Here is a 23,189-nt window from a genome sequence, read left to right as displayed (position 1 = left end):
CTCAGCTCGTCGGCGTCTCGGGTGTCTCGCTCGGCTCGGGGTTCCCCAGCGCACGCGTGTCGAATCCGATCGAGCTGGTGTTGTTCTGCTTGATCGACGCGCAATCCTCGGCGCTGGCGCAGGTAGCGGTCGCCGGAACGACCAGCGTGGCGTGCTGACCCTCGTCGGGAGTGACCTGACGTACGCCGACGTAGCAGGCCGGCTGGTCGTCGGCGGTGACTTTGTTGCCGGGGCACTCCGGCCCCTGGCCGCCGCAGGCCGACTGGTCGAGTTCGAACAATGCCGGATCGACGCCAGGCGTGCCGTAGGTGAGCGTGGTGCCGTGCGGAAGGTCCAGCCCGGTCAGGCTCACGCCGACGCACTGCTTCGATTGGTCGGACGGTTGATCCGCCTGTGCTCCCGGGCCGATCGGGAGCGAGACGATGCTGATTGACGGCTGTTTCTGTTCGGGTTGGGTCGACTCGGCATCGGTCGGTTCGGGCGCCGGTTCGGTGGTGTCGTCGGCGGTCGCGGTCACCACCGGCGTCGGCGTACCGCCGTCGGTCGACGAACACCCTGTCAGCAACAGGACTGTCACCGATACCGTCGCAACCAACGCCCGCATGACAACCACCCCCAGGACCCAGAATGACCCTCTGTGCAGACTGCGACAACCTTTTGTTCACTCTCCGCTGCGACAACGGTGCATTCGTGATATCCCTAACTGCGAAGGGGGACTGTGAATGACCGACCACGAGATCCGGATCGCGCTGGTTCTGAACGGCGGTGTCAGCCTGGCGGTCTGGATGGGCGGGGTGACGCACGAGCTGGATCTGATCCGGCGTGCGTCCGGCGGGTCCGACGCGCCGGAATCCCAGCCGTACGACGCTGTCCTGGCCGACCGTTGGCGCGAACTGTGCCACCGCGGCGAGGAGCGGCGGCGCGTGGTGGTCGACGTGATCGCGGGGACGAGTGCCGGCGGCCTGAACGGTTCGTTGCTGGCGACAGCGATCGCGAACGGTTCGACGCTGGACCCTGACGGTGACAACGGTCCCTGGCTGCGGCAGAAGTGGGTCGCGCTCGGATCGCTCGACGTGGGCAAGCTCGTGCCGTCGGCCGGCGTGAAGTCGAGTTCGGTGCTCGACGGCAAGTACTTCCTGCAGCAGCTCGAGGATCTGCTCAAGGGCGTGGCCGACGCGGGCGACAGCGATGCCGAGGAGCCGGTGACGTTGTTCGTCACGGCGTCCGGGCTGGGTGTGCAGCAGTTCAAGGCCAGGGACGCGGCCGGGCAGGCGTTCGTCGTACCGGATCATCGGTATCTGTACGGGTTCACCAGCGAGGACGCGCCGACGTACGACGGTGCCAAGCGCAAGTTCTCGGTCAAGGAGACGAACGGGTTGCAGGACACCGAGCTGCTCGCCCGAGCGGCGCGGGCGTCGGCGTCGTTCCCGGCGGCGTTCGGTCCGGTGCTGGAGACGCCCGAGCTGGCCGCGAGTCCGCCGCGGATGCAGCCCGGTCCGGCCGAGGCTGGGTCGTGGCTGGTGGACGGCGGCGTACTCGACAACGCGCCGTTCGGGCCTGTGCTCGACGTGGTCGCCCGCCGGCCGGTGACAGGCAAGGCGACGCGGTACGTGCTGTACGTCGTACCGTCGGCCGGGATCGGGCACGCCGCGACCGCCCTGCCTGGTGCGAAGGAGCCGAGCTGGCGGGTGACGGCGTTGTCGGCTGTGCAGTTCCCGCGTGAGGTCGACTTCCGCTCGGATGTCGAGCAGCTGGAGCGGTTGCTGCTGGAGGCCGATGCGTCCTGGTCCGACACCCAGCGGCTCTTTGATCGTTGCCTGAAGCAACCAGAAGAGCGAGTCCGGTTGAAGGCGGCTGCCACGGCGCTGCAACCGGCGTACTCGCGGGGTCGGGCGGCCGGTGGGGTCTGGGAGGCCGTGACGATCGCGAGCCACGACCAGTCGACCGTGCTGGACGCCGCGACCGCGCTGTCGGAGCCGGAGATCGACGAGATCCTCGCGACCAAGCATCCGTGGGTGCCGGGGCCGGACGGTTCGACGACCGCCGTACGCGACGATGCCGACGGCAACCCGAGCTGGCTGTGGGGGACCGGCGCGGCCGAGCGGATCGTCCGGCTGATCCTGCGTTCGCTGCGGAATCGGATCAGCAAGGCGCCGGGGGCCGAGCGAGCGGAGCTGGACAAGCGGCTGACCGCGACCAGCGACTGCCTGATGAAGGTACAGGCGGTCCGCGACGCGCTCGACGTCGAGCTGGCGGCGGCCGATCTGGACCTGCGACCGGCCGGTGGCGCGGAGGCCGTCGCGGTCGGGCTGAACGACATCTTCGAGAAGTTGCAGATCCAGCGCGCGCTCGGTGACGCGTTCGCCGAGCTGGTCACGGTGGTCGGCTGGGAGCTCGTCGACACCGCGCTCGAGGTCGAGATCGTCTCTCGTTGTACGTCGGCACGCACTCCGCAGCAGCGCAGCGCGCCGTTCCAGTTCCTCCGGCTCGGGCCGGATATTCCGCTCGCCGTACTCGACGAGCTGCAGGAAGGCTCGATCGCGAACCAGCTCAACGAGCGCATCCTCTACGGCAGTCAGGTCGGGCACTTCGGCGCGTTCGGTGCGGCCGACTGGCGGCGGTGGGACTGGTTGATGGGTCGCCTGCACTGCGTCGCGCATCTGGGCTCGATGCTCGGTGCGGACGCGGCCTGGATCCGCGAGACCCAGCGGCAGGTGCTGCAGGCCGAGGGCTGGGAGATCAACGCGGTCGCCGAGCGGATCGAACGGCTGGCCAAGGACTTCCCGGTCGACGCCGGGATGGGCGCGCTGGTGACTATGCGGAACGAGCTCAACGCGTCGCCCGAGGGTCGTGCGATCACCAAGGGCATCGCCGACCGGATGGTCGACGTCTCGTCCGGTCTCGGGCCCGAGGTCGGCAACTGGGTGAAGGCCGCCGCGGGCCGCAAGCATCAGCCCGGATCGTGGCTGTTGCGCACGGCGCGCTGGTTCACCGAGCCGGCCCGACAGACGGCCTGGGAGCGGATGGTCCGCGGCGCCAAGCTGAGCCCGGCGCAGCGGCCGCAGATCTTCGAGCCATGGTTGCCTGCGGCAACGGCTGTGATCGGGATCCTGCTGCTGATCCTGGCGGGCACGGTCGACGCCGTACGTCTCGTCGCGGCGCTCCTCGCCGGGGCCGTGCTGGCGCTGAGCGCCGTGCTCGGCGTGGTCACCTGGTACGTACGGCGTGCCCGTCGGCGGATCCGTGCGTGGCTCGAGCAGCGGATGCCGGAGATCAGTCCAGAGTCACGAAATCGATGAGCTCCTCGACCCGGCCGAGCAGCGCCGGGTCGAGGTCCGCGAAGCTGTTCACCTTGGACACGATGTGCTTCCAGGCCGCCGCCACGTCGGCCTGATCGGTCGCCGGCCAGCCGAACGACTGCAGCACGCCCTTCTTCCAGTCCTGCCCGTGCGGGATCCGCGGCCACGCCTTGATCCCGACCGACGACGGCTTCACCGCTTCCCAGATGTCGATGAACGGGTGACCGACGACATGCACGTAGCGGTTGCTGACCTGGGCGGCGATCTTCGACTCCTTCGACCCCTCGACCAGGTGGTCCACGAGTACGCCGAGCCGCCGGCCGGGAGCGGGCTGGAACCGGTTGACGATCTCGACCAGGTCGTCGACGCCTTCGAGGTACTCGACCACGACGCCCTCGATCCGCAGGTCGTCGCCCCAGACCTTCTCCACCAGTTCGGCGTCGTGCCGGCCCTCGACGTAGATCCGGCTGGCGCGCGCGACCTTGGCCCGGACGTTGTCGACCGCGACCGAGCCCGACGCCGTCCGCGTCTTCTTCGGTGGGCCGGCCTTCTTCGGCGGCTTCAGGCTGACCGGTTTGCCGTCGATCCAGAAGCCCGGACCGAGCGGGTACGTGCGGATCCTGCCGTGCCGGTCCTCGAGATCGACGACGCCGTGCTCCCAGCGCACGATCGCGCCGACGAACCCGGACGTGGGCTCCTCGACGACCATCCCCTTCTCGATCTCGACCTCGACGGTCCGCCCGTTCTTCGGCTTGCGCCAGTCACCAGCTAGTACGTCGTTCCCATACCTGTCAGCCACCCGGCCAACTCTAGTAACTAGGAGCCGCGTGCGACGCCGTTGACTGGCGGCTCGGCGCGGTGAGCGTGAGAGCGACGTACGCGAGGAAGCCGACCACCAGGCCGACTGCCCACGAATAGTCGTAGAGCGGTTTGAGGAACGGGATCAGGCCGTCCTGCGGGAACGGGCCGGCGCCCGGGTTCGAGTAGGCGCCGCCGACCGCGAGCAGGGAGCCGAGGAGGGTTGCCACGACACCGCGCCAGTTCCAGCCGGCGGCGTACCAGTAGCGGCCGTTCGGTTGGTAGAGGTCGGCGAGGAACAGGTTGGTCCGGTCGATCAGCCAGTAGCCCGCGATCAGCACACCGGCCACCGACGCGAGCAGACCGCCGTAGAACGACAGCCAGACGAAGATGTAGATCGACGGGTCCGAGATCAGCCGCCACGGCTGGATCACCACGCCGATCACTCCGGTCACCAGGCCCGCGGTCTTGAAGTTCAGCCAGCGGGGCAGCGCGTTCGCGAAGTCGTACGACGGACTCACCACGTTGGCCGCGACGTTGCAGGACATCGTCGCGAGGATCGCCATGATCAGGCCGATCGTCACGATCACCGGGTTCTCGAACCGGCGGGTCAGCTCGACCGGGTCCCAGATCGCCGAGCCGTACAGCACGACCGTGCCGGAGGTGGTGATGATCGAGACCAGCGCGATGAACGACATCGTCGTCGGCAGGCCGATGATCTGGCCCCAGACCTGTTGCCGCTGGCCCTTCCCGAACCGGGTGAAGTCCGGCATGTTCAGCGACAGCGTGGCCCAGAACGCGATCATGCCCATCAGCGACGGCGCGAAGATCTTCCAGAAGTCGGCGTCCCAGCCGAGCTTCGACGGCTGCGACAGGATCGGCCCGAAACCGCCGGCCTTGACCAGGATCGCGACCATCAGCGCGACGAACGCGACCGTCACCAGCGGCGCCGCCCAGTTCTCGAACCGGCGCAGACCCTCGATACCGCGGAAGATCAGCGCCATCTGCAGCACCCAGAAGAACGCGAAGCTCAGCCACATCGTCCACGGATGCCCGCCGATCGCGGACGCGTTCAACCAGCCGTTGCCGAACAGCTCGCCGACGATCACGTAGATCGCCTGGCCGCCGATCCAGGTCTGGATGCCGAACCAACCGCAGGCGATGAATGCCCGCAGCAGCGCCGGGAAGTTCGCGCCGCGGACGCCGTAGAACGCGCGGGCGAAGACCGGGAACGGGATGCCGTACTTCGTTCCCGCGTGGCTGTTCAGCAGCAGCGGGACGAGCACGATCAGGTTCCCCAGCGTGATGGTGAGGAACGCCTGCAACCAGTTCATCCCGATCGCGACCAGACCGGACGCGAGCAGGTAGCTGGGGATGTTGTGCGCCATCCCCATCCACAGCGCGGCGTAGTTGTACGTCGTCCACGTCCGCTCCGGCAACCGCGTCGGCGCCAGCTCGGCATTCGCGTACGGGCTGTTGGCCAGCGCATCGGGATCGGTCAGCTCGACCCGACCATCGGAGTGAACAGTCTGCTCGGTAGTGGCCACAGGTCCCACCTCATCCGGTCGGGCGATGTCCGTTCCGAACAAGTTGCGCGACGAGGTGACGTCGTGTCAACGGACAACTACCCGAAAGGGTCATCCCGGGCCGAGCAAGGGCAGACTTGGGCGTTGCGGCGCACCCAGAGCCTGGTAGCCGCGACGGATCGCGTCCTGGAGTTTCTCGACCGGCCATGGCCAGTCCTCGGTGTGCTTGAGGGCATCGTCGAGCGGCGTGCCGGCGTGGTGCAGCGTGGAGATCGTATTGGCGACCTTGCCCAGGTCGATCGCCTGGTCGCGAGCGAACTCGACGTCGACGACCGCGCCGTGACCGGGAACGATCTTGGTTGCCGCGGTCATCATCCCGACCGCGGACTCGAGGGTGTCCGGCCATTCGAGCGGGAACGAGTCCTCGCCGTACGACGGCGGCGCGGACTCCTCGATCAGATCGCCGAGGAAGACCACGTCCACATCCGGTACGACGACGACCGTGTCGCCGGACGTGTGCGCGTTGCCGACGTGCAGGAGCTCGACGCGGCGGTCGCCCAGGTCGATCACCTTGGCGGCGGCGAACGTCGTACCTGCGAGGTCTTCTTCGGTTGCTGCGTTCTCGTGGAGGTAGACCGTGGCGTCGGCGAAGACGCTGTTGCCGGCGACGTGGTCGAAGTGTGCGTGGGTGTTGACGACCCACTTGACCGGCGCGTCGGTGAGCTCGCGGATGTGTACACGCAGCTGCTCGGCTTCGTCGGTGGTGGCGCGGGTGTCGATCACCAACGCGCCGTCGGATCCGACGACCAGGCCGACGTTCAGGTCCCACTCGTCGTACCGCCGAACCCAGGTCCCATCGCCGATTTCCGTCCACGTGCTCATGCGGTCGACATTACTTGAGCCTGGTGGTTGGCAAGCCCTCTCCCTCGCGCTTAGGCTCGCAAGTGTTCCGATCGGAACATCGAAACTTTCGAAGGGTGGTCGTTGTGACCGAACGACGTGCACTGGTGGTCCGGGGCGGCTGGGAAGGTCACTCCCCGGTCGAGGCGACCGACCTGTTCATTCCGTACCTGAAGGAGAACGGGTACGACGTCACCGTCTCCGACACGACCGAGAGCTACCTCGACCTGGACGGCGTCGACCTCGTGCTGCAGTGCGTCACGATGAGCCAGATCCCCGCCGACCACGTCAAGGCGCTCGACGCCGCGATCCGGACCGGCACCGGACTGGCCGGCTGGCACGGCGGGATCGCGGACTCGTTCCGGGACAGCGCCGACTACAACTTCATCGTCGGCGGGCAGTTCATCTCGCACCCGCACGGGTTCACCGACTACCGGGTCGACATCGTGCCGGAGAAGGCCGATCACCCGATCGTCCAGGGCATCTCGCACTTCGACGTGCACACCGAGCAGTACTACGTGCACTACGACCCGACCGACAACGTGCTCGCCACCACCACGTTCGACTCGCACCCGGACTACCCGTGGATCGAGGGCGCGGTGATGCCGGCGGTCTGGACCCGCACCTGGGGTGAGGGCAAGGTCTTCGTCTGCACGGTCGGCCACAAGCTGGACGACCTGGAGACTCCCGAAGTACGCACGATCATCGAGCGGGGGCTGCTGTGGGCGAGCAAGTGACCAACATCGGCATCGTCGGTACCGGAGTCATCTCCGGCACGTACCTCGACCACCTGGGCAAGCTGCCCGGCGTCGACGTGGTCGCGGTCGCCGACCTGGACCGCACCCGCGCCGAGGCGATCGCGGACCAGCACGAGGGCATCCGCGCGCTCACCCCGGACGAGCTGTACGCCGCGGACGACGTCGAGATCGTCCTCAACCTGACCATCCCGGCCGCGCACGCTCCCGTGCATCAGGCCGCGATGGAGGCCGGCAAGCACGTGTACGGCGAGAAGCCGCTGGCCGTCGACCGCACCGCCGCCGAGCCGCTGCTCAAGTACGCCGCCGCGAACAACCTCCGCGTCGGCTGCGCACCGGACACCGTGCTCGGCACGGGCACCCAGACCGCTCGTGCAGTGATCGACCGCGGCGACATCGGCGTACCGCATGCTGCTTTCGCGGCCTTCACCACACCAGGCCACGAGCTATGGCACCCGGCGCCCGAGTTCTACTACCAGCCCGGTGGCGGCCCGGTCCTCGACATGGGGCCGTACTACGTGACCAGCCTGGTCACCCTGCTCGGTCCGGTACGCCGGGTCACCGCGCGGGCCGGTCAGTCGAAGCAGGAGCGGAAGATCCACACCGGTCCGCGGGCGGGTACGACGTTCCCGGTAGAGGTGCCGACGCATGTCACCGGCGTACTGGAGCACGAGTCCGGTGCGCTGACCACCGTCCTGATGTCGTTCGACGTCTGGGCGGCCCGCCTGCCGCGGATCGAAGTACACGGGACCGAGGGCAGCCTGTCGGTGCCGGACCCGAACGGCTTCGACGGCACGGTCGAGATCGCCACGGCCGAGCAGCGCGAGTGGACCGAGGTCCCGGTCGCCGGTGGGTACGCCGGTGCGGGCCGTGGTGTCGGCGTGGCGGATATGGCGCGGGCGCTTCGTCGCGGTGAGCCACACCGCGCTGACGGAGCGTTGGCGTACCACGTGCTCGACGTACTCGAGTCCCTGCTCGACGCGGCAGTCCAGGATCAGCCTGTGGACGTCGCGAGTACGGTCCAGCGGCCTGCCGCCGTACCGTTGGGAGCGTCGCCCGAGACAGCCTGAGGTCGAGGCTGAGACCCGCCCCACGCCGTAGTGCGTCGGCGTGGGTACTACGGCTCGGTAGACTGGCACTCGGAACTTTCGAGTGCCAAGGGTCGATCGAGAGAGGGTGATGCGCGTGCTGGACGACCGCAAGCTGGATGTTCTCCGCGCCATCGTCGAGGACTACGTGGCGACCCATGAGCCGGTCGGGTCGAAGACGCTGGTCGATCGGCACAACCTCGGCGTCTCGCCGGCGACGGTCCGCAACGACATGGCCGCGCTGGAGGAGGAGGGGTACATCACCCAGCCGCACACCAGCGCCGGCCGGATCCCGACCGACGCCGGGTACCGGCTGTTCGTCGACAAGCTCAGCACGGTCAAGACGCTGTCGATCGCCGAGAAGAAGGCGATCACGTCGTTCCTGGCCGGAGCGGTCGATCTGGACGACGTCGTCCGCCGTACCGTCCGGTTGCTCGCGCAGATCACCCGCCAGGTCGCGATCGTGCAGTATCCGTCGCTCAACCGCTCGAGCGTCCGGCACATCGAGGTCGTCACGATGGGCGCACGCCGGCTGCTGCTGGTGCTGATCACCAGCAACGGCCGGGTCGAGCAGCGTATCGTCGAGCACCCGCACGACGTCGACGAGCAGCTGATCGCCGACCTCCGCTCGCGGCTCAACTCGGTCCTCGCCGGGCAGCGTCTGACCGACGCGACGACCTCGCTGGGCGGCGTACCGGAGCTGTTCGCGCCGGGCGACCGGGCGCTGGTCGCGTCGATCGTCACCACGCTGCTCGAAGCATTCACCGACGAGGTCGGCGAGCAGCGGATCGCGGTCGGCGGCGCGGCCAACCTGACCCGGTACGGCGACGACTTCGAGCGGAACGTCAAGCCGGTGCTGGAGGCGCTCGAGGAGCACGTGATCCTGCTCCGGCTGCTCGGCGAGGCGACGAACCCGCAGACGCTGACGGTCCGCATCGGCCACGAGAACCCGTTCGAGGAGCTGGCCACCACGTCGGTGGTCGCGACCGGATACGGGTCCAAGTCGGAGGCGCTGGCCACGCTCGGCATCGTCGGCCCGACCCATATGGACTACCCGAGCACAATGGGCGCGGTGCGAGCCGTCGCCCGCTACGTCAGCCAGATCCTGGCCGACTCCTAAATGATGACAACCCCCTGGTCTGGAGTATGAGCACCGATTACTACGCCGTCCTAGGTGTCAGCCGTGACGCTTCACCGGACGAGATCAAGAAGGCGTACCGCAAGCTGGCACGCCAGTACCACCCGGACGTGAACGACTCCGAGGACGCGCACCAGAAGTTCCAGGAGATCGGGCGCGCCTTCCAGGTGCTCAGCGACCCGCAGAAGCGGCAGATGCACGACCTCGGCGGTGACCCGTTCGCGACCGCGGGCGCCGGGCCGGGCGGTGCCGGCTTCGGGCAGGCGTTCACGTTCACCGACATCATGGACGCGTTCTTCGGCCAGACCGGCGGCGCGACCCGTGGGCCTCGGCCGCGGACGAGGCGTGGTCAGGATGCGCTGATCCCGCTGCGGATCGACCTGGCCGAGGCAGCCTTCGGTACGACGCGGGAGCTGAAGGTCGACACCGCCGTACTGTGTCCGACCTGTAGCGGGTCCGGCGCGGCGGCCGGGTCCGAGCCGGTCACGTGCGAGATCTGCCACGGGCGGGGCGAGGTGACGCACACGCAGCGGTCGTTCCTCGGCGAGGTGCGGACGATGCGCCCGTGCCCGAACTGCCGCGGCTACGGCACCACTATCCCGAGCCCGTGCGTCGAGTGCGCCGGCGACGGGCGGGTGCGCTCGCGGCGTACCGTCACGGTGAAGATCCCGGGCGGGGTCGACAGCGGGACCCGGGTGCAGCTGTCCGGTCAGGGCGAGGTCGGGCCTGGCGGCGGGCCGGCCGGCGATCTGTACGTCGAGATCGAGGTCGAGCCGCACGACATCTTCACCCGCAACGGCGACGATCTGCACTGCACGGTCACGCTGCCGATGACGGCGGCGGCGCTGGGCACGACGATCGATCTGCCGACGCTCGAGGGCGAGACGACGCCGCTGGAGATCCGGCCCGGCACGCAGTCCGGGACCGGGCTGACGTTGACGGCTCGCGGCGTACCGCGGCTGCGGCACGCGGGACGTGGTGACCTGATCGTCCAGGTCATCGTCGAGACCCCGACGAAGCTCGACGACGACCAGGCCGAGCTGCTCCGCCAACTCGCCGTCGCCCGCGACGAGGAACGCCCCCAGGGCCAGGTCCAAGCCACCCACAAAGGCGTCTTCGGCCGCCTCCGCGACGCCTTCGGCGCCCACTAGATGGGTGTCGCGGTCTTCCACCTGGAGGACCTGTCCGGTGCCGAGCTGATCCTCGGTGGTGATGAGGGTCGGCATGCGGCGGTCGTACGGCGGATCGGGCCGGACGAGCGGATCCGGCTGACGGACGGGCGCGGGATGTGGGCCGAAGGCCCGGTGGTTGCCGCCACGAAGAGCGGTGTGACCGTGGCTGTTGATGAGCGTGGGAGTGTGGCGGCGGCTGAGCCGCGGGTGGTTGTGGTGCAGGCTGTGCCCAAGGGGGAGCGGGCTGAGCTTGCGGTGGAGATGCTGACCGAGGTCGGCGCGGATGTGATCGTGCCGTGGAATGCGGAGCGGAGTCAGTTCCGGGCGAATCCGGAGCGGGTGGAGAAGACGCTCGCGAAGTGGCGGGCGTGGGCGTTCGAGGCGAGTAAGCAGTCGCGGCGTACGTGGTTCGCGGAGGTCGCGCCGATCGCATCCACCGCCGAGGTCGCGGACCGGCTCGCCCACGCGGCGCTTCCCGTCGTACTGCATGAAGAAGCGACCACCCCGCTGGCATCGCTCCAGGTCCCCGCGTCCGGCGACATCGTGCTCGTCATCGGCCCCGAAGGCGGCATCGCCCCGACCGAGCTGAAGACCTTCGACGTCGACCCGGTCCGCCTCGGCGACACCGTACTGCGGACCTCAACCGCAGGCGTCGCCGCCGCGGCCGCCCTCCTCGCCCGCTCCCGCTGGACCTAGCTAGACTGTTAGACAGGAACCGAACAACAAGGATCGAGCACGATGGCCGTCGAGACCGCGAGAGCACGCACGCTGAGCCACGTCGACCCGGCCGAGGTACCACTCCAGACGGCCCTCGACGCGCTCGCCGACCCGGTCCGCCGCTCGATCCTGCGCGACCTCGCCACCCACGCCGACTGGTCCCGCGCCTGCGGCACCTTCGACCTCCCGGTCAAGAAGGCGACCGCCAGCCACCACTTCGCCGTACTCCGCTCCGCCGGCCTGATCGAGCAACGCGACGAAGGCGCCCGCCGCCTCAACCGCCTCCGCCGGACCGAGTTCGAGAAGTCCTTCCCGGGCCTCCTGTCAGCGACGATCGACCGCGCGGACTGACAACTCTTACAAACCCCGAACACGGTCCCGAAGCTCCTCGAACGCCGGCCGGGCAGAGTCGTTCTCGTCAGCACAAAGGCACGAGAACGAGGAGCAGAACATGCGCAGGTCTGTGCGCGGTGCGATCGCGGCCGGTACGTCGGCGGTCGTCCTGGTCGGCGGACTCGTCGGGAGTACGACGATCGCCGCGGCCGATCCGACCCCGGCGCCGTCGCCGAGTACGTCGTACAAGCAGGTCACGCTGAGCCCGGAGGATTCGCAGAAACTCTGCGCCGACCGGCTGCCGAAGATGCTCGAGCGGCGCGACAAGCTGGCCCAGCGGATCGGCGGCGGCGCCGACGTGAAGGGCTCGGTCGCCTGGCTGAAGGCGCGGGCCGCCGAGCAGAAGACGAAGGGGCACACCAAGGTCGCGGACCGGTTGGAGAAGCGTGCCGAACGCCGCTCCGGGCGGCTCCAGGACCTCGGTGCGGCCAAGACGAAGCTCGAGGCGTTCAAGGCGAAGTACTGCCAGGCGGCCAAGTGATGCGCAAGGTCCTGGCCGTCGTGCTCGGTACGGCGTGTCTCGGACTCGGACTGACCGCCTGCGGCAGCTCCGGCAACGAGCCCGGTGGGCAGGGCACCGGTCCTGCTCCGGCGACCCGACAGGTGGGGTCGCCGGAGCAGGAGCTCGATCAGATCGGGTCTACCCTGGACGCGATCGATCGCGAGCTGGCCGGGGACGAGACACCCTGACCGAGGATTCCCGGGAGCACAGGATGGCCGACGCCGGTCGCGGGCTGGTCCTGGTGGTGGAGGACGAGGCGGCGATCGCCGAGGTGATCGAGCTGTACCTGCGCCGCGACGGATTCGCCGTCCGGATCGAGTCGGACGGCGAATCGGCGCTGGCTGCCTGGCGGCGGCTGCACCCGGTCGCGGTGATCCTCGACATCGGTCTGCCGGGCCGTGACGGCGCCGACGTCTGCCGGACGATGCGGGCCGCGGGCGACTGGACGCCGGTCCTGTTCGTCACCGCTCGCGACGACGAGCTCGATCGCCTGCTGGGACTCGAGCTCGGCGCGGACGACTACGTGACCAAGCCGTTCAGTCCGCGGGAGCTTGCCGCCCGCGTCCGGACCGTCCTCCGGCGCGCGTCCGGCGGCGTTCCGGCCGGAGCCTCGCCGGCCGGCGAAATACTCTCGGTCGGCCTGGTGCGGGTCGATGCCGGTCGCCGACGGGCCTGGGCGGGTGAGGCCGAGGTGAACCTGACGTCGACGGAGTTCGAGCTGCTGGCGCAGTTGCTGCGGCGCCCCGGCCGCGTGTTCGAGCGTGACGAGCTGCTCAGCTCGGTCTGGGGGTACCAGTCCGCCGCCGGCACGCGCACGGTCGACGTACACATCGCCCAGTTGCGTGCCAAGCTCGGCGCGGCCAGCCCGATCCGCACCGTCCGCGGCGTCGGCTACGCGGCCGAACACGACTGATGGCGGCCGAGGTCCGAACGCCGGACGAGGTGGGTCGCGGCTCGTTGGCCACCCGGATCGTGCTGACCTGTGTGGCTGTCGCCGGAGTCGCCGTACTGGTGGCCGGTCTGGTGATGGCGGGCCTGGCCAGACGTTCGGCGCAGAACGTGCTGCAGCAGTCGTTGGCCGCGCAGGCGGACGTGATCGCCGGGCAGGTGGACCAGCGCGGCCTGAGTTCACGTGCGGCCGGGCTCGGCCGGGTTGCGCAGGTCGTCCGCGGGCAGGGCATCGTCGTCGTACTGCTCCTGCCGCGGCGCGGCGTCCAGTCGACCGACGGATCCTCCACCCAGGCAGCGATCACGGCCGGGCTCGGCGAGATCGGCAGTACGCAACAGATCTCCACCGAGGTGCGGGTCGGCGGCACCGACTACCTGGTGGAGGCCCGCGGCCTCGGCGACAGCTCGGGATTCGCGTTGGTCGAGCCGGTCCGGTTGGCTGCCGACACCCGGCGAACCCTGGTTCGCAACATCTTGTTCGCACTCGGCGCCGGTCTGCTGGTCGCGGCCCTGGCCGGGACCCTGCTCGGGCGTCTGCTCGGGCGTCCGTTGCGCCGTACCGCGGATGTCGCCGCGGCGATGCGTCAGGGCCGGCGCGACCTCCGGGCACCGGTGGAAGGACCGACCGAGGTGGCCGAGGTGGCTGCCGCGGTCAACGAGCTCTCGATCGCGTTGCAGCACAGCGAGGCGCGGCAGCGCGAGTTCCTGCTCTCGGTCTCGCACGAGCTGCGTACGCCGCTGACCGCCGTGCACGGGTTCGCCGAGTCGCTCGCGGACGGGGTCGCGACCGATCCGCGGCATGCCGGTCACGTGATCCAGCAGGAGTCGCAGCGCCTCGAGCGGCTGGTCAGTGACCTGCTCGACCTGGCCCGGATCGGAGCGGATCAGTTCCAGCTCGACCTCGCCGAGGTGGATCTGCGGGAGACGCTGGTCGCGTGCGCCGAGGTCTGGCGCGTTCGTTGCGAGCGGCAAGGTGTTCGGTTCCGGCTCGACCTGCCGCCGGTGCCGGCGGTCACGACGACTGATCCGCGCCGGATCCGGCAGGTCCTGGACGGCCTGGCCGAGAACGCTCTGCGTGTCACTCCGCCGCAGGCACAGCTCACGATGTCGCTCGGCCACGCGCCCGGTGCCGTCACGATCCAGGTCCGCGACGGCGGTCCGGGGCTGGCTGTGGAGGACTACGCGGTCGCGTTCGAGCCCGGCGTACTCAATCAGAAGTACCGCGGCCGGCGGCCGGTCGGCTCCGGAATCGGCCTCGCACTGGCCCACGGGCTGGTCACGCGGCTCGGTGGCACGCTCACCGCAGGTCCTGCACCGGAAGGCGGCGCGGCGTTCACGCTCGTGCTGCCGGCTACTTGACGACGATCGTCTTCGAGTCCGTGTTCGTGATGCTGCCGTCGGCGTCGGAGATCAGGTAGGCGTCGATCTGCCACGGGCCCGGACTGAGCGAGACCGAGAACGTGAACGGCGAGAACTTCTGGCCTTCCTCGGTGGTGGTGAAGCTCTTCTTCGTCTCGCGGGTCTTCAGATTGGTCAGCTGGTAGTTCACGGTCGCTTCGAACGCGTTCGCGGTGCCCTGCACCGTGACCTTGCTGCCGGTCACCGCGCCCTCGCTCGGCGAGGTGATCCAGACCAGCGCCTGGACGTCCGCCGCCTGCGCCCGGCCGAGCGGCGCACTGGTGTCGACCTGGCCGAACAGCTTCTGACCGGCCCGGCCCTGCTGGGTGATCTGGACCGCGGACGTGTCGTCCGCCAGCGCGCCCTGCACCGTGTAGATCAGCTGCTGCGTCGCGACGTTCGCGAGGTCGGGGGCCAGGGTGGTCTTCGGCAGCTGCTTGAAGTCGACCGTCACGACCCCGTCCGAGCGGGTCACGGAGTTGACCGCGGCGCCGCGCCAGACCGAGTAGTAGTCCGGGTCCTCCGGCTGCTTGGTGGTCATGATCCGGACGGCTTCCTCGGCGGGATGACCGCTGACCTTGGACCAGGTGCGGTACAGGCGAGCCGTCGACTTCGCCTGCGCACCGACGTTCGCCCCGAGCCAATAGACCGGTACGACGGCACTCGACACGGACTGCTCCGGCTTCCCGCGGTCCGTCGGCTGCGATGTCTTCACGGCAGGTGACGTCGCCCGCGGCACCGTCGCCGGGGCAGGAGACGGCGTAACCCTCGTGGGCGTCTGACTGTGCGGTACTTCGGAAGCGCTGGTCGTCGTACCCGGGCCGGCCACCGCGTCGCCGTCGTTCGCGAGGTTGTTGTTCCCGTTGAACACTGTGAACGCGCCGATCGCCGCCGCGGTGCCGACCGTGGCCACGCCCGCGGTCAGGAGCCAGGGGCGGCGGGCGGGTCGGCGCTGGGCGTGCGCGCGGGCGCGGATCTCCGGCAGCGCGTCGGTCGGCTCGATCCGGTCGGCCTCGTCGTGCAGGGCCCGGCGCATCAGCTCGTCGAACGGCTCGTTCGGGTTCTGGTCGTTCATACGTTCTGCTCCAGGAGCTGGCGCAGCGACTTGGTCGCGCGCGCGGCGTGGCTCTTCACGGAGCCCCGGCTGATGCCCATCGTGTCGGCGATCTCGGCCTCCGACAGGTCGCCGTAGTACCGCAGCACCATCACGGTGCGCTGCTTCTCCGGCAGGGTCCGCATCGCCTCTATCACCCGGTCCGTCTCGGCGGTCCGCAGTACCGCCTGCTCGGCGCTGGGCTCGTCGGGGAGTGACTTCGGGGTGTGCTTGTCCACGACGACCAGGTGGCGCTGGCGGGACCGGCAGCGGTTCACCACCGCGGTCCGCAGGTACGCGAGCGCCTTGTGCGGGTCGCGCAGCCGGTGCCAGCGACCGTGCATCGCGACGAACGCGTCCTGCACGATCTCTTCGGCCGCACCGGTGTCGCGCAGTAGCAGCGAACCGAGGCGGACGAGCGAGGTGTAATGAGCGGTGTAGACAGCCGTCAGCGCCTCGTCGGCATCCCACGAGGACTCATGTGTCACGCACTCTTCGTACACCACGGCCGGTTGAGCCACGAAAAGACGACGCCAAGACCCTGTCCCAGGTTGACAACAGAGCTGACACCAAATGGCCCGATCTGATGGGAACCTGAGGAGATGAAGCAGCGCGGTGACGGCCGGTGGTCGGGCCATCACGACATCACGTACGCCGCGGTCACGCGGCTCTACCAGCACCTGGCCGAGCCGGACGCGACGATCCACGGCCTGCGACAGGACGACTACGCGGCGGCGCTCGACAAGGCCCAGGCGTACCAGGACCGCCCGCTCGGCGCCGGCCGGATCGACAACTACGCCGGCACCGGGATGTCCTTCCCGTATGCCGGTCCCGGCCCGACCACGCACTCGGCGTACGCGAATCCGAACGTGCAGCGCGAGCACTTCATGGCGGACCCGTTCCGCAAGGGCTGGGACAACTTCGCGACAAACACCGAGTACCTGTTCGAGCAGCTCGCGACCGCCCACGCGTCCGGTGATGCCGAGTTCAGGTACCTCGGCGCGGCCGCCCACGCCTTGCAGGACAGCTACTCCGGCGCACACGCCTGGCGCGACGACTCCGTGTACGACGGTGATCCGACCGCGCGGGTGGAGTCGCTGCACGTGTTCACGCCCGTCCATTCGGTGGGGATCGACGACGGGAAGAACACGCACTCCGACGAGTTCGACCGGCCGCCCGCGAGCTCCGGGTCGACGCGGGCCGCGGTCGAGGCGACGTACCGGATGCTGCGCAGCTACGAGCGCAACCGGAACAAGTCGCCGGACGTGGCCGACCGGTACCGCCGCCAGGACCTGGGCGAGATGCTGCGCCCGTCCCCGGGCGGGGTCACCGTCAACCTGCACCCGTCCCGCGAATGGGCCGCCGAACGGGACCGCCGGATGGGACTGGAACGGGCGCAGACCGAGCTGGACCGGCTGAGCGCCGTACTCGCCCCGAACGCCGCACCGGGCCGTGCGGCCAAGCCGCCGCCGGCCCCCGAGAAGCGCCCGGGGAGCGTGTCCCGGGGAATTACGAGTGAGGGTGTCGGACGGGGCGGCTAGCATGGGAGATCACACACCCAGTACTCAGGAGGAAGAGCCTGTCCAGGCCACGCAGTATCGAACCGGAGGCGCGCGCGAACGGCGCCGCCGCCAGCGCGCAGGCGTCGCACAAGATCGTCGTGCCGAACAGCATCGACATGGTGGCCCTGCTCGGAGCCCGGGACGAGTTCCTCCGCGTCGTCGAGAAGGAGTTCGCCGCCGACATCATGGTCCGCGGCAACGAGATCACGCTGAACGGTGAGCCGGCCGAACTGGCCCTGGCCGAGCGGCTGATCGACGAGCTGATCGCGGTGATCCGGACCGGGCACGGGCTGACCGCCGACTCGGTCGAGCGGAGTATCGCGATGATCAAGCAGGCCACCGCCGAGAGCCCGGCCGACGTGCTGACACAGAACATCCTGTCCAGCCGCGGCCGCACGATCCGCCCGAAGACGCTGAACCAGAAGCGGTACGTCGACGCGATCGACAAGAACACGATCGTCTTCGGCATCGGCCCGGCCGGTACCGGCAAGACCTATCTGGCCGTCGCCAAGGCGGTCCAGGCGCTGCAGGCCAAGGAGGTCAACCGGATCATCCTGACCCGGCCGGCCGTCGAGGCCGGTGAGCGGCTCGGGTTCCTGCCCGGCACGCTGTCGGAGAAGATCGACCCGTACCTGCGCCCGCTGTACGACGCCCTGCACGACATGCTCGACCCGGAGTCGATCCCACGGCTGATGACCGCCGGCACGATCGAGATCGCGCCGCTGGCCTACATGCGCGGCCGGACGCTGAACGACGCCTACATCATCCTGGACGAGGCGCAGAACACCTCGCCGGAGCAGATGAAGATGTTCCTCACCCGGCTCGGTTTCGGCTCGAAGATGGTCGTCACCGGCGACGTCACCCAGGTCGACCTGCCGACCGGGACGAATTCGGGGCTGCGTGTGGTCCAGGACATCCTCGAGGGTGTGCAGGACCTGACCTTCTGCCGGCTGACCTCGCACGACGTGGTCCGGCACAAGCTGGTCGGCCGGATCGTCTCGGCGTACGAAAACTATGAAGGTAGTGCTGACAACCACCGATGAACGTCGAGGTCAACAACGAGTCCGGGGTGGAGATCGACGCCCACGGACTGATGCGGCTCAGCCGGTTCGTGATGTCGTCCCTGCGGCTGCACCCGGAGTGTGAACTGTCGATCAAGCTGGTCGACGAGGACACCATGGCGCGGTATCACGTCGAGTTCCTGGACCTGCCGGGTCCGACCGACGTGATGTCGTGGCCGATGGACGAGCTGCGGCCCGGTCCGTCCGACGATGACGACGGCGACCTGCCGCTCGGTCATCTCGGCGACATCGCGCTCTGCCCGACCGTCGCGGCCGCGCAGGGCGCGAAGGCCGGCCACGGCACCTGGGCCGAGCTGGAACTGCTGACGGTGCACGGCATCCTGCACCTGCTCGGGTACGACCACGCGGAACCCGCCGAGAAAGCGGAGATGTGGGACATCCAGGGCCGCCTGCTGGAAGCATGGCGGGCACCTGGAAACCGGCTCGAGAGTGTCTGAGGCAGGAGTGACGTTGCGGTGACCTCCCACGACCTCGTTCTCCTGGTTGTGGCTGCGGTGCTCGTCCTGCTCGCCGGTCTGTTCGCCGGCGCCGAGGCAGCGCTGTCGTCGTACTCGAAGGTGCGCGCGAACGAGCAGGTCGAGCTGGGCAACCTGCGCGCCGTCCGGCTGCGGGACCTGCTGTCCGACGCCCCGCGCTACCTGAACTCGCTGCTGCTGCTCCGGCTGATCTGCGAGATCACCGCGATCGTGCTGGTCACCCAGGCGCTGTCCGGCGTCCTGTCGGTGACCTGGGAACACATCCTGATCACCGCTGTGGTGATGGTGCTGGTGTCGTACGTGATCATCGGGGTCGCGCCGCGGACGCTGGGCCGGCAGCACTCGGACCGGTTCGCGATCATCTCGGCCGGTCCGGTGATGGCGCTGACGAAGATCCTCGGTCCGCTGCCGAAGTTCCTGATCCTGATCGGCAACGCGCTGACCCCGGGCAAGGGGTTCGCCGAAGGCCCGTTCGCGACCGAGGCCGAGCTGCGCGCGCTGGTCGACTACGCGGAGAAGTCCGCGGTGATCGAGTCCGGCGAGCGGCAGATGATCCACTCGGTCTTCGAGCTCGGCGACACGATCGTCCGCGAGGTGATGGTGCCGCGGACCGACATGGTCTACATCGAGAAGCACAAGAAGCTCCGCCAGCTCACCTCGCTGGCGCTGCGGTCCGGCTACTCGCGGATCCCGGTCATCGGCGAGTCGCTCGACGACATCCTCGGCGTGGTCTACCTCAAGGACGTGATGCGCCGCGTCTACGACAATGCGCAGGCCGAGTCGACCGAGCGGGTCGAGTCGGTGATGCGGCCGTGCATGTACGTCCCGGACTCCAAGCCGGTCGACGAGCTGCTCCGCGAGATGCAGGCGGCCCGGATGCACCTGGCGATCGTCGTCGACGAGTACGGCGGTACGGCGGGACTCGTCGCGATCGAGGACATCCTCGAGGAGATCGTCGGCGAGATCACCGACGAGTACGACGAGGACCCGGACTCGGTGCAGGAGCTGTCCGACGGCTCGTACCGGGTGTCGAGCCGGTTGCCGATCGACGAGCTCGGCGAGCTGTTCGGCGTACCGCTGGACGACGACGATGTGGACACGGTCGGCGGTCTGATGGCCAAGCTGCTCGGCAAGGTGCCGATCCCCGGCGCCGAGGTCGCGATCGAGGGCCTGTCGCTGACGGCGGAGCGGCCGTCCGGTCGCCGCAACCAGGTAGGTACGGTTCTGGTACGACGCGAGGAGCCCACTCCCGCGCCCCAGGACCAGAACCACCAGCACGCCTGACCCAGGAGCCCACCCGCTCCTCATCATCGTCTTTGGAGTTTTGTTGTCAGATCTCTCGGCCGAGGACGCCAAACTCGTCACGCTCGCCCGCGCTGCCCGGGCCCGGACCCGGGCCGCTGAAGGAGCCGCCGTCCGCGACTCCGACGGACGCACGTACGCCGCCTGCACCGTCGCGCTCGACACCGTCGAGCTGACCGCACTGCAGCTGGCCGTGGCGATGGCGCTCGCGTCCGGGGTGAAGGGTCTGGAGGCGGCCGCGGTCGTCACCGACGCCGAGTCCGTCGATGTCGGGGTCGTCCGTCATTTCGCCGGCGCCAACATTCCCGTAGTACATGCCAATGGCACCGGAGAGGCCCGCGATGTCGTCCACACCTGAGGAATTCAAGGCAGGGTTCGCCTGCTTCGTGGGTCGGCCCAACGCCGGCAAGTCCACGCTGACCAACGCGCTGGTGGGTCAGAAGATCGTCATCACCTCGTCGAAGCCGCAGACCACGCGGCACGCCGTCCGCGGGATCGTGCACCGGCCGGACGCGCAGCTGATCCTGGTCGACACCCCCGGGCTGCACAAGCCGCGCACGCTGCTGGGTGAGCGGCTGAACGACCTGGTGAAGACCACCTGGGCCGAGGTCGACGTGATCGCGGTCTGCCTGCCGGCCAGCGACAAGATCGGCCCCGGCGACCGGTTCCTGGTCAGCGAGGCGGCGAAGGTCGCGAAGACGCCGAAGGTTGCCCTGGCCACCAAGGCCGACCTGGTCGAGCCGGACCGGATGGTCGAGCACCTGGCCGAGATCCAGGCCCTGGGGGAGTCCGCCGGGATCGAGTGGGCCGCGATCGTGCCGGTGTCCGCGACGTCCGGCTACCAGGTCGACGTGGTCGCCGACGAGCTCGTGAAGCTGCTGCCGAACGGATTCCCGTTGTACCCGGACGGCGACATCACCGACGAACCCGAGGAGACGCTCGTCGCCGAGCTGATCCGCGAGGCCGCGCTGGAAGGTGTCCGGGACGAGCTGCCGCACTCGATCGCGGTCACGATCGACGAGATGAACCTGCGCGAGGACCGTCCCGAGGACAAGCCGCTGCTGGACATCTACGCGAACATCTTCCTCGAGCGCGAGAGCCAGAAGGGCATCGTGATCGGCCACAAGGGCGCCCGGCTGCGTGAGGTCGGCGCGGCGGCCCGGAAGCAGATCGAGGCGTTGCTCGGTACGCCGGTGTACCTCGACCTGCACGTGAAGATCGCCAAAAACTGGCAGACAGACGCGAAGAACCTGCGCAAACTGGGATTCTGATGAATCTGCAGAATCCCGTGTACGCCGCCCTCACCGGCCGGCACGCCAACCTCGCCGAGGTCCGCGGCAACACCCGCCGCTACCCGTCGGCCGTCGCGCCGTTCCTCGCCCTGCCCGACGAGCCGACCGAGCAGGACTGGGCCGACGCGGCCGCGCTGCTCGGCCCGGGGACGACGGGAGCCCTGATGCGGCCGGGCCTGCCGATCCCCGACGTACTGAAGGTGGACCTGGCGATCCCGCTGGTCCAGTTCGTCGCTCCCGCGTCGCTTCCTGCCCCTGATCCCGAGACGGTGGTCCTCGGCGTCGACGACGTACCCGAGATGCTCAGCCTGGTAGCCCTCACCGACCCCGGCCCGTTCCGCAGCCGCACGATCGAGCTGGGCACCTACCTGGGCATCCGCCGCAACGGCGAGCTGATCGCCATGGCCGGCACCCGCTTCGCGCTACCGGACCACACCGAGATCAGCGCCGTCTGCACCCACCCGGATTACCAGGGCCAAGGCCTGGCCACCCGCCTCATCCGTGCGGTCGCCGACCACATCACGGCGACCGGCCGCACCCCGTTTCTGCACACCGGCGGCACCAACACCAACGCCATCCGCCTGTACAAATCGTTGGGTTTCACGCTCTCCAACGAGATGAAGGTCACAGTGGTCCAGGCGGTCTAGCCTGGAACCGTTGCAACAACGTGCAATCGCGGCGCGTTCGTCCCCCGCGCAGGTTATGCTCGCGCTCGATCTCGAGGCCCATCGAGGTTGTTCATGTCCTGAGGGGGACTCCCAGTATGAAATTGCAGCGCTTCGCGCTTGCCCTGGCCGGGGTCGGCATACTCGCCGGCACGGCTGCCGCTGTCCCTGCCACCGCGGCCGTCCGGTCAGAGCCGACGCCCGCGATCGCCCACGCAGCCAAGGGCAACCTGAAGACCACGCCGAACACCAAGCTCGCCTCCGGGGGATGCCTGCAGGATGTCGGCTTCAACACCCCGACGCCGGGGATCAACGACGCACTCGTCACGCCGGGCAAGCCGCCGCGTGGTGAGTTCTTCGCGGAGTTCCCGTTCGTCGGCACGCGGCTCAACACGACGTGGTACGGCGTGCAGACCGACACGCACTTCTACTACCACAGCCTGCTCGTGCAGAACGGCACGCTGTACCGCGGTGTCACGTACTTCGACACCGACAACGCACGGCCGACGTACGCGCGGATCGGCTCCGGCTGGACCAGCTTCACCCAGCTCGTGACCTCGAACTACGCGATCACGGCGCCGAACCGCTCGTACCTGTACGGGCTGAGCACCAACGGCAGCCTCTACCGCTACGCGGCGTCGGGCGCCACCTTCCGGGCACTCGGCCACTTCGCCGGCTTCAAGGGCTTCAAGGCGATGACCGTGATCTCCGAGACCCCGACCTACGACACGCTGCTGATGACCACCAAGGCGGGCGCGCTGTGGACGGTCCGGATCCCGGCCGCGGCCTCGACCAAGCCGGTCCTGAAGCTGGTCCGGAGCACGGGCTTCGCGGCGTACGAGTCGCTGGCCGCCAGGGAGTGCGGGGTCAAGGGCGGCACGCTGGTGACCGGCTTCGACAACGAGACCGACTCGGCGTACCAGTACGCGATGAGCAAGTTCAACGGCTCGGCGACGGCGGTCACGTCCTACGGCCGGGTCACCGGCGGCACCATCGCGGGTACCGGCATCTTCTCGATCACCGGCCACTGGAACCAGCTCGTCGGCGAGTGATCTGTTAGCAATAGAAGCCGGGGGCGCCGCT

General features: G+C 69.0%; 25 protein-coding genes. 19 read left to right on the top strand and 6 right to left on the bottom strand.

Annotated features, from left to right (window positions below):
- Nucleotide 1: 1 nt before the first annotated feature.
- Nucleotides 2–604, bottom strand: a complete 603-nt coding sequence (locus tag ACFWUU_RS03550; protein WP_137253790.1) for a hypothetical protein — start codon at nucleotides 602–604, stop codon at nucleotides 2–4.
- Between the two features lie 118 nt (nucleotides 605–722).
- On the opposite strand from ACFWUU_RS03550, the gene ACFWUU_RS03545 reads away from it, so the two are divergent.
- Nucleotides 723–3,299, top strand: coding sequence for a DUF3376 domain-containing protein (locus ACFWUU_RS03545; RefSeq protein ID WP_380172348.1), 2,577 nt, complete (start codon nucleotides 723–725; stop codon nucleotides 3,297–3,299).
- Here ACFWUU_RS03545 and ACFWUU_RS03540 read toward each other — a convergent pair.
- The 3 genes from ACFWUU_RS03540 to ACFWUU_RS03530 all read right to left on the bottom strand — a co-directional run bounded on the left by ACFWUU_RS03540 (nucleotide 3,274) and on the right by ACFWUU_RS03530 (nucleotide 6,505).
- Nucleotides 3,274–4,098 (bottom strand): DUF3097 domain-containing protein, encoded by an 825-nt coding sequence (locus ACFWUU_RS03540; RefSeq protein WP_380172346.1) that lies wholly within the window; start codon nucleotides 4,096–4,098, stop codon nucleotides 3,274–3,276. The two genes, ACFWUU_RS03545 and ACFWUU_RS03540, sit on opposite strands and share 26 nt — an antisense overlap.
- A gap of 10 nt (nucleotides 4,099–4,108) precedes the next feature.
- The gene (locus tag ACFWUU_RS03535) at nucleotides 4,109–5,644 is read right to left on the bottom strand and encodes an NCS1 family nucleobase:cation symporter-1 (protein WP_380172345.1); all 1,536 of its coding nucleotides are present in this window, start codon (nucleotides 5,642–5,644) and stop codon (nucleotides 4,109–4,111) included.
- A gap of 90 nt (nucleotides 5,645–5,734) precedes the next feature.
- Nucleotides 5,735–6,505 (bottom strand): MBL fold metallo-hydrolase, encoded by a 771-nt coding sequence (locus ACFWUU_RS03530; protein WP_380172343.1) that lies wholly within the window; start codon nucleotides 6,503–6,505, stop codon nucleotides 5,735–5,737.
- 104 nt (nucleotides 6,506–6,609) lie between these two features.
- Between ACFWUU_RS03530 and ACFWUU_RS03525 the strand changes: the two genes are divergently transcribed.
- From ACFWUU_RS03525 to ACFWUU_RS03480, 10 genes are all read left to right on the top strand, one after another.
- Nucleotides 6,610–7,260 (top strand): ThuA domain-containing protein, encoded by a 651-nt coding sequence (locus ACFWUU_RS03525; RefSeq protein ID WP_380172341.1) that lies wholly within the window; start codon nucleotides 6,610–6,612, stop codon nucleotides 7,258–7,260.
- Nucleotides 7,245–8,348, top strand: a complete 1,104-nt coding sequence (locus ACFWUU_RS03520; protein ID WP_380172339.1) for a Gfo/Idh/MocA family protein — start codon at nucleotides 7,245–7,247, stop codon at nucleotides 8,346–8,348. The genes ACFWUU_RS03525 and ACFWUU_RS03520 overlap by 16 nt, the downstream gene beginning before the upstream one ends.
- 109 nt (nucleotides 8,349–8,457) lie before the next feature.
- Nucleotides 8,458–9,486: a heat-inducible transcriptional repressor HrcA gene (gene hrcA / locus ACFWUU_RS03515; RefSeq protein ID WP_170989656.1), complete on the top strand. Its 1,029-nt coding sequence runs from the start codon at nucleotides 8,458–8,460 to the stop codon at nucleotides 9,484–9,486.
- Nucleotides 9,487–9,512: 26 nt separating this feature from the next.
- A complete protein-coding gene (dnaJ, locus tag ACFWUU_RS03510; RefSeq protein WP_137253798.1) occupies nucleotides 9,513–10,655 on the top strand; it encodes a molecular chaperone DnaJ in 1,143 nt (380 codons plus the stop codon).
- On the top strand, nucleotides 10,656–11,372 hold the full coding sequence (locus ACFWUU_RS03505; RefSeq protein WP_380172337.1) for a 16S rRNA (uracil(1498)-N(3))-methyltransferase: 717 nt from the start codon (nucleotides 10,656–10,658) through the stop codon (nucleotides 11,370–11,372). It begins immediately after the preceding gene.
- A 42-nt stretch (nucleotides 11,373–11,414) separates the two neighbouring features.
- The gene (locus ACFWUU_RS03500; RefSeq protein ID WP_137253800.1) at nucleotides 11,415–11,744 is read left to right on the top strand and encodes a helix-turn-helix transcriptional regulator; all 330 of its coding nucleotides are present in this window, start codon (nucleotides 11,415–11,417) and stop codon (nucleotides 11,742–11,744) included.
- A gap of 100 nt (nucleotides 11,745–11,844) precedes the next feature.
- Nucleotides 11,845–12,267, top strand: a complete 423-nt coding sequence (locus ACFWUU_RS03495; protein WP_137253801.1) for a hypothetical protein — start codon at nucleotides 11,845–11,847, stop codon at nucleotides 12,265–12,267.
- The gene (locus ACFWUU_RS03490; RefSeq protein WP_380172334.1) at nucleotides 12,267–12,476 is read left to right on the top strand and encodes a hypothetical protein; all 210 of its coding nucleotides are present in this window, start codon (nucleotides 12,267–12,269) and stop codon (nucleotides 12,474–12,476) included. The genes ACFWUU_RS03495 and ACFWUU_RS03490 overlap by 1 nt, the downstream gene beginning before the upstream one ends.
- 23 nt (nucleotides 12,477–12,499) lie before the next feature.
- A complete protein-coding gene (locus ACFWUU_RS03485) occupies nucleotides 12,500–13,201 on the top strand; it encodes a response regulator transcription factor (RefSeq protein ID WP_137253803.1) in 702 nt (233 codons plus the stop codon).
- Nucleotides 13,201–14,595, top strand: coding sequence for a sensor histidine kinase (locus ACFWUU_RS03480; RefSeq protein ID WP_380172332.1), 1,395 nt, complete (start codon nucleotides 13,201–13,203; stop codon nucleotides 14,593–14,595). The genes ACFWUU_RS03485 and ACFWUU_RS03480 overlap by 1 nt, the downstream gene beginning before the upstream one ends.
- On the opposite strand, the gene ACFWUU_RS03475 is transcribed toward ACFWUU_RS03480, so the two are convergent.
- Both ACFWUU_RS03475 and ACFWUU_RS03470 read right to left on the bottom strand, forming a co-directional pair.
- Nucleotides 14,588–15,709, bottom strand: a complete 1,122-nt coding sequence (locus ACFWUU_RS03475) for a Gmad2 immunoglobulin-like domain-containing protein (protein ID WP_380172330.1) — start codon at nucleotides 15,707–15,709, stop codon at nucleotides 14,588–14,590. The two genes, ACFWUU_RS03480 and ACFWUU_RS03475, sit on opposite strands and share 8 nt — an antisense overlap.
- Nucleotides 15,706–16,215, bottom strand: a complete 510-nt coding sequence (locus ACFWUU_RS03470; RefSeq protein WP_233714626.1) for a SigE family RNA polymerase sigma factor — start codon at nucleotides 16,213–16,215, stop codon at nucleotides 15,706–15,708. The genes ACFWUU_RS03475 and ACFWUU_RS03470 overlap by 4 nt, the downstream gene beginning before the upstream one ends.
- A 114-nt stretch (nucleotides 16,216–16,329) precedes the next feature.
- Between ACFWUU_RS03470 and ACFWUU_RS03465 the strand changes: the two genes are divergently transcribed.
- The 8 genes from ACFWUU_RS03465 (at nucleotide 16,330) to ACFWUU_RS03430 (ending at nucleotide 23,158) form a co-directional block, all read left to right on the top strand.
- On the top strand, nucleotides 16,330–17,268 hold the full coding sequence (locus ACFWUU_RS03465; protein ID WP_380172328.1) for a hypothetical protein: 939 nt from the start codon (nucleotides 16,330–16,332) through the stop codon (nucleotides 17,266–17,268).
- 137 nt (nucleotides 17,269–17,405) lie between these two features.
- Nucleotides 17,406–18,332, top strand: coding sequence for a PhoH family protein (locus ACFWUU_RS03460; RefSeq protein WP_380174261.1), 927 nt, complete (start codon nucleotides 17,406–17,408; stop codon nucleotides 18,330–18,332).
- Nucleotides 18,329–18,808 (top strand): rRNA maturation RNase YbeY, encoded by a 480-nt coding sequence (gene ybeY, locus ACFWUU_RS03455; RefSeq protein WP_137253808.1) that lies wholly within the window; start codon nucleotides 18,329–18,331, stop codon nucleotides 18,806–18,808. The genes ACFWUU_RS03460 and ybeY overlap by 4 nt, the downstream gene beginning before the upstream one ends.
- 18 nt (nucleotides 18,809–18,826) lie before the next feature.
- Entirely contained in the window at nucleotides 18,827–20,131 is a 1,305-nt protein-coding gene (locus ACFWUU_RS03450; protein ID WP_137253809.1) for a hemolysin family protein, read from the top strand.
- Nucleotides 20,132–20,171: 40 nt separating this feature from the next.
- Nucleotides 20,172–20,507, top strand: a complete 336-nt coding sequence (locus ACFWUU_RS03445; protein ID WP_380172326.1) for a cytidine deaminase — start codon at nucleotides 20,172–20,174, stop codon at nucleotides 20,505–20,507.
- Entirely contained in the window at nucleotides 20,491–21,420 is a 930-nt protein-coding gene (era, locus tag ACFWUU_RS03440) for a GTPase Era (protein ID WP_137253811.1), read from the top strand. The genes ACFWUU_RS03445 and era overlap by 17 nt, the downstream gene beginning before the upstream one ends.
- Nucleotides 21,420–22,088, top strand: coding sequence for a GNAT family N-acetyltransferase (locus ACFWUU_RS03435; protein WP_380172324.1), 669 nt, complete (start codon nucleotides 21,420–21,422; stop codon nucleotides 22,086–22,088). Before era ends, ACFWUU_RS03435 begins: the two co-directional genes overlap by 1 nt.
- A 116-nt stretch (nucleotides 22,089–22,204) precedes the next feature.
- On the top strand, nucleotides 22,205–23,158 hold the full coding sequence (locus ACFWUU_RS03430) for a hypothetical protein (RefSeq protein WP_380172322.1): 954 nt from the start codon (nucleotides 22,205–22,207) through the stop codon (nucleotides 23,156–23,158).
- The last annotated feature ends 31 nt before the right edge of the window (nucleotides 23,159–23,189 follow it).

The sequence above is a fragment of the Kribbella sp. NPDC058693 genome (assembly GCF_042715335.1).
In the GTDB taxonomy this organism is placed as follows: Bacteria; Actinomycetota; Actinomycetes; order Propionibacteriales; family Kribbellaceae; genus Kribbella; species Kribbella jiaozuonensis.
This window is presented reverse-complemented; position numbering and strand designations above follow the sequence as displayed.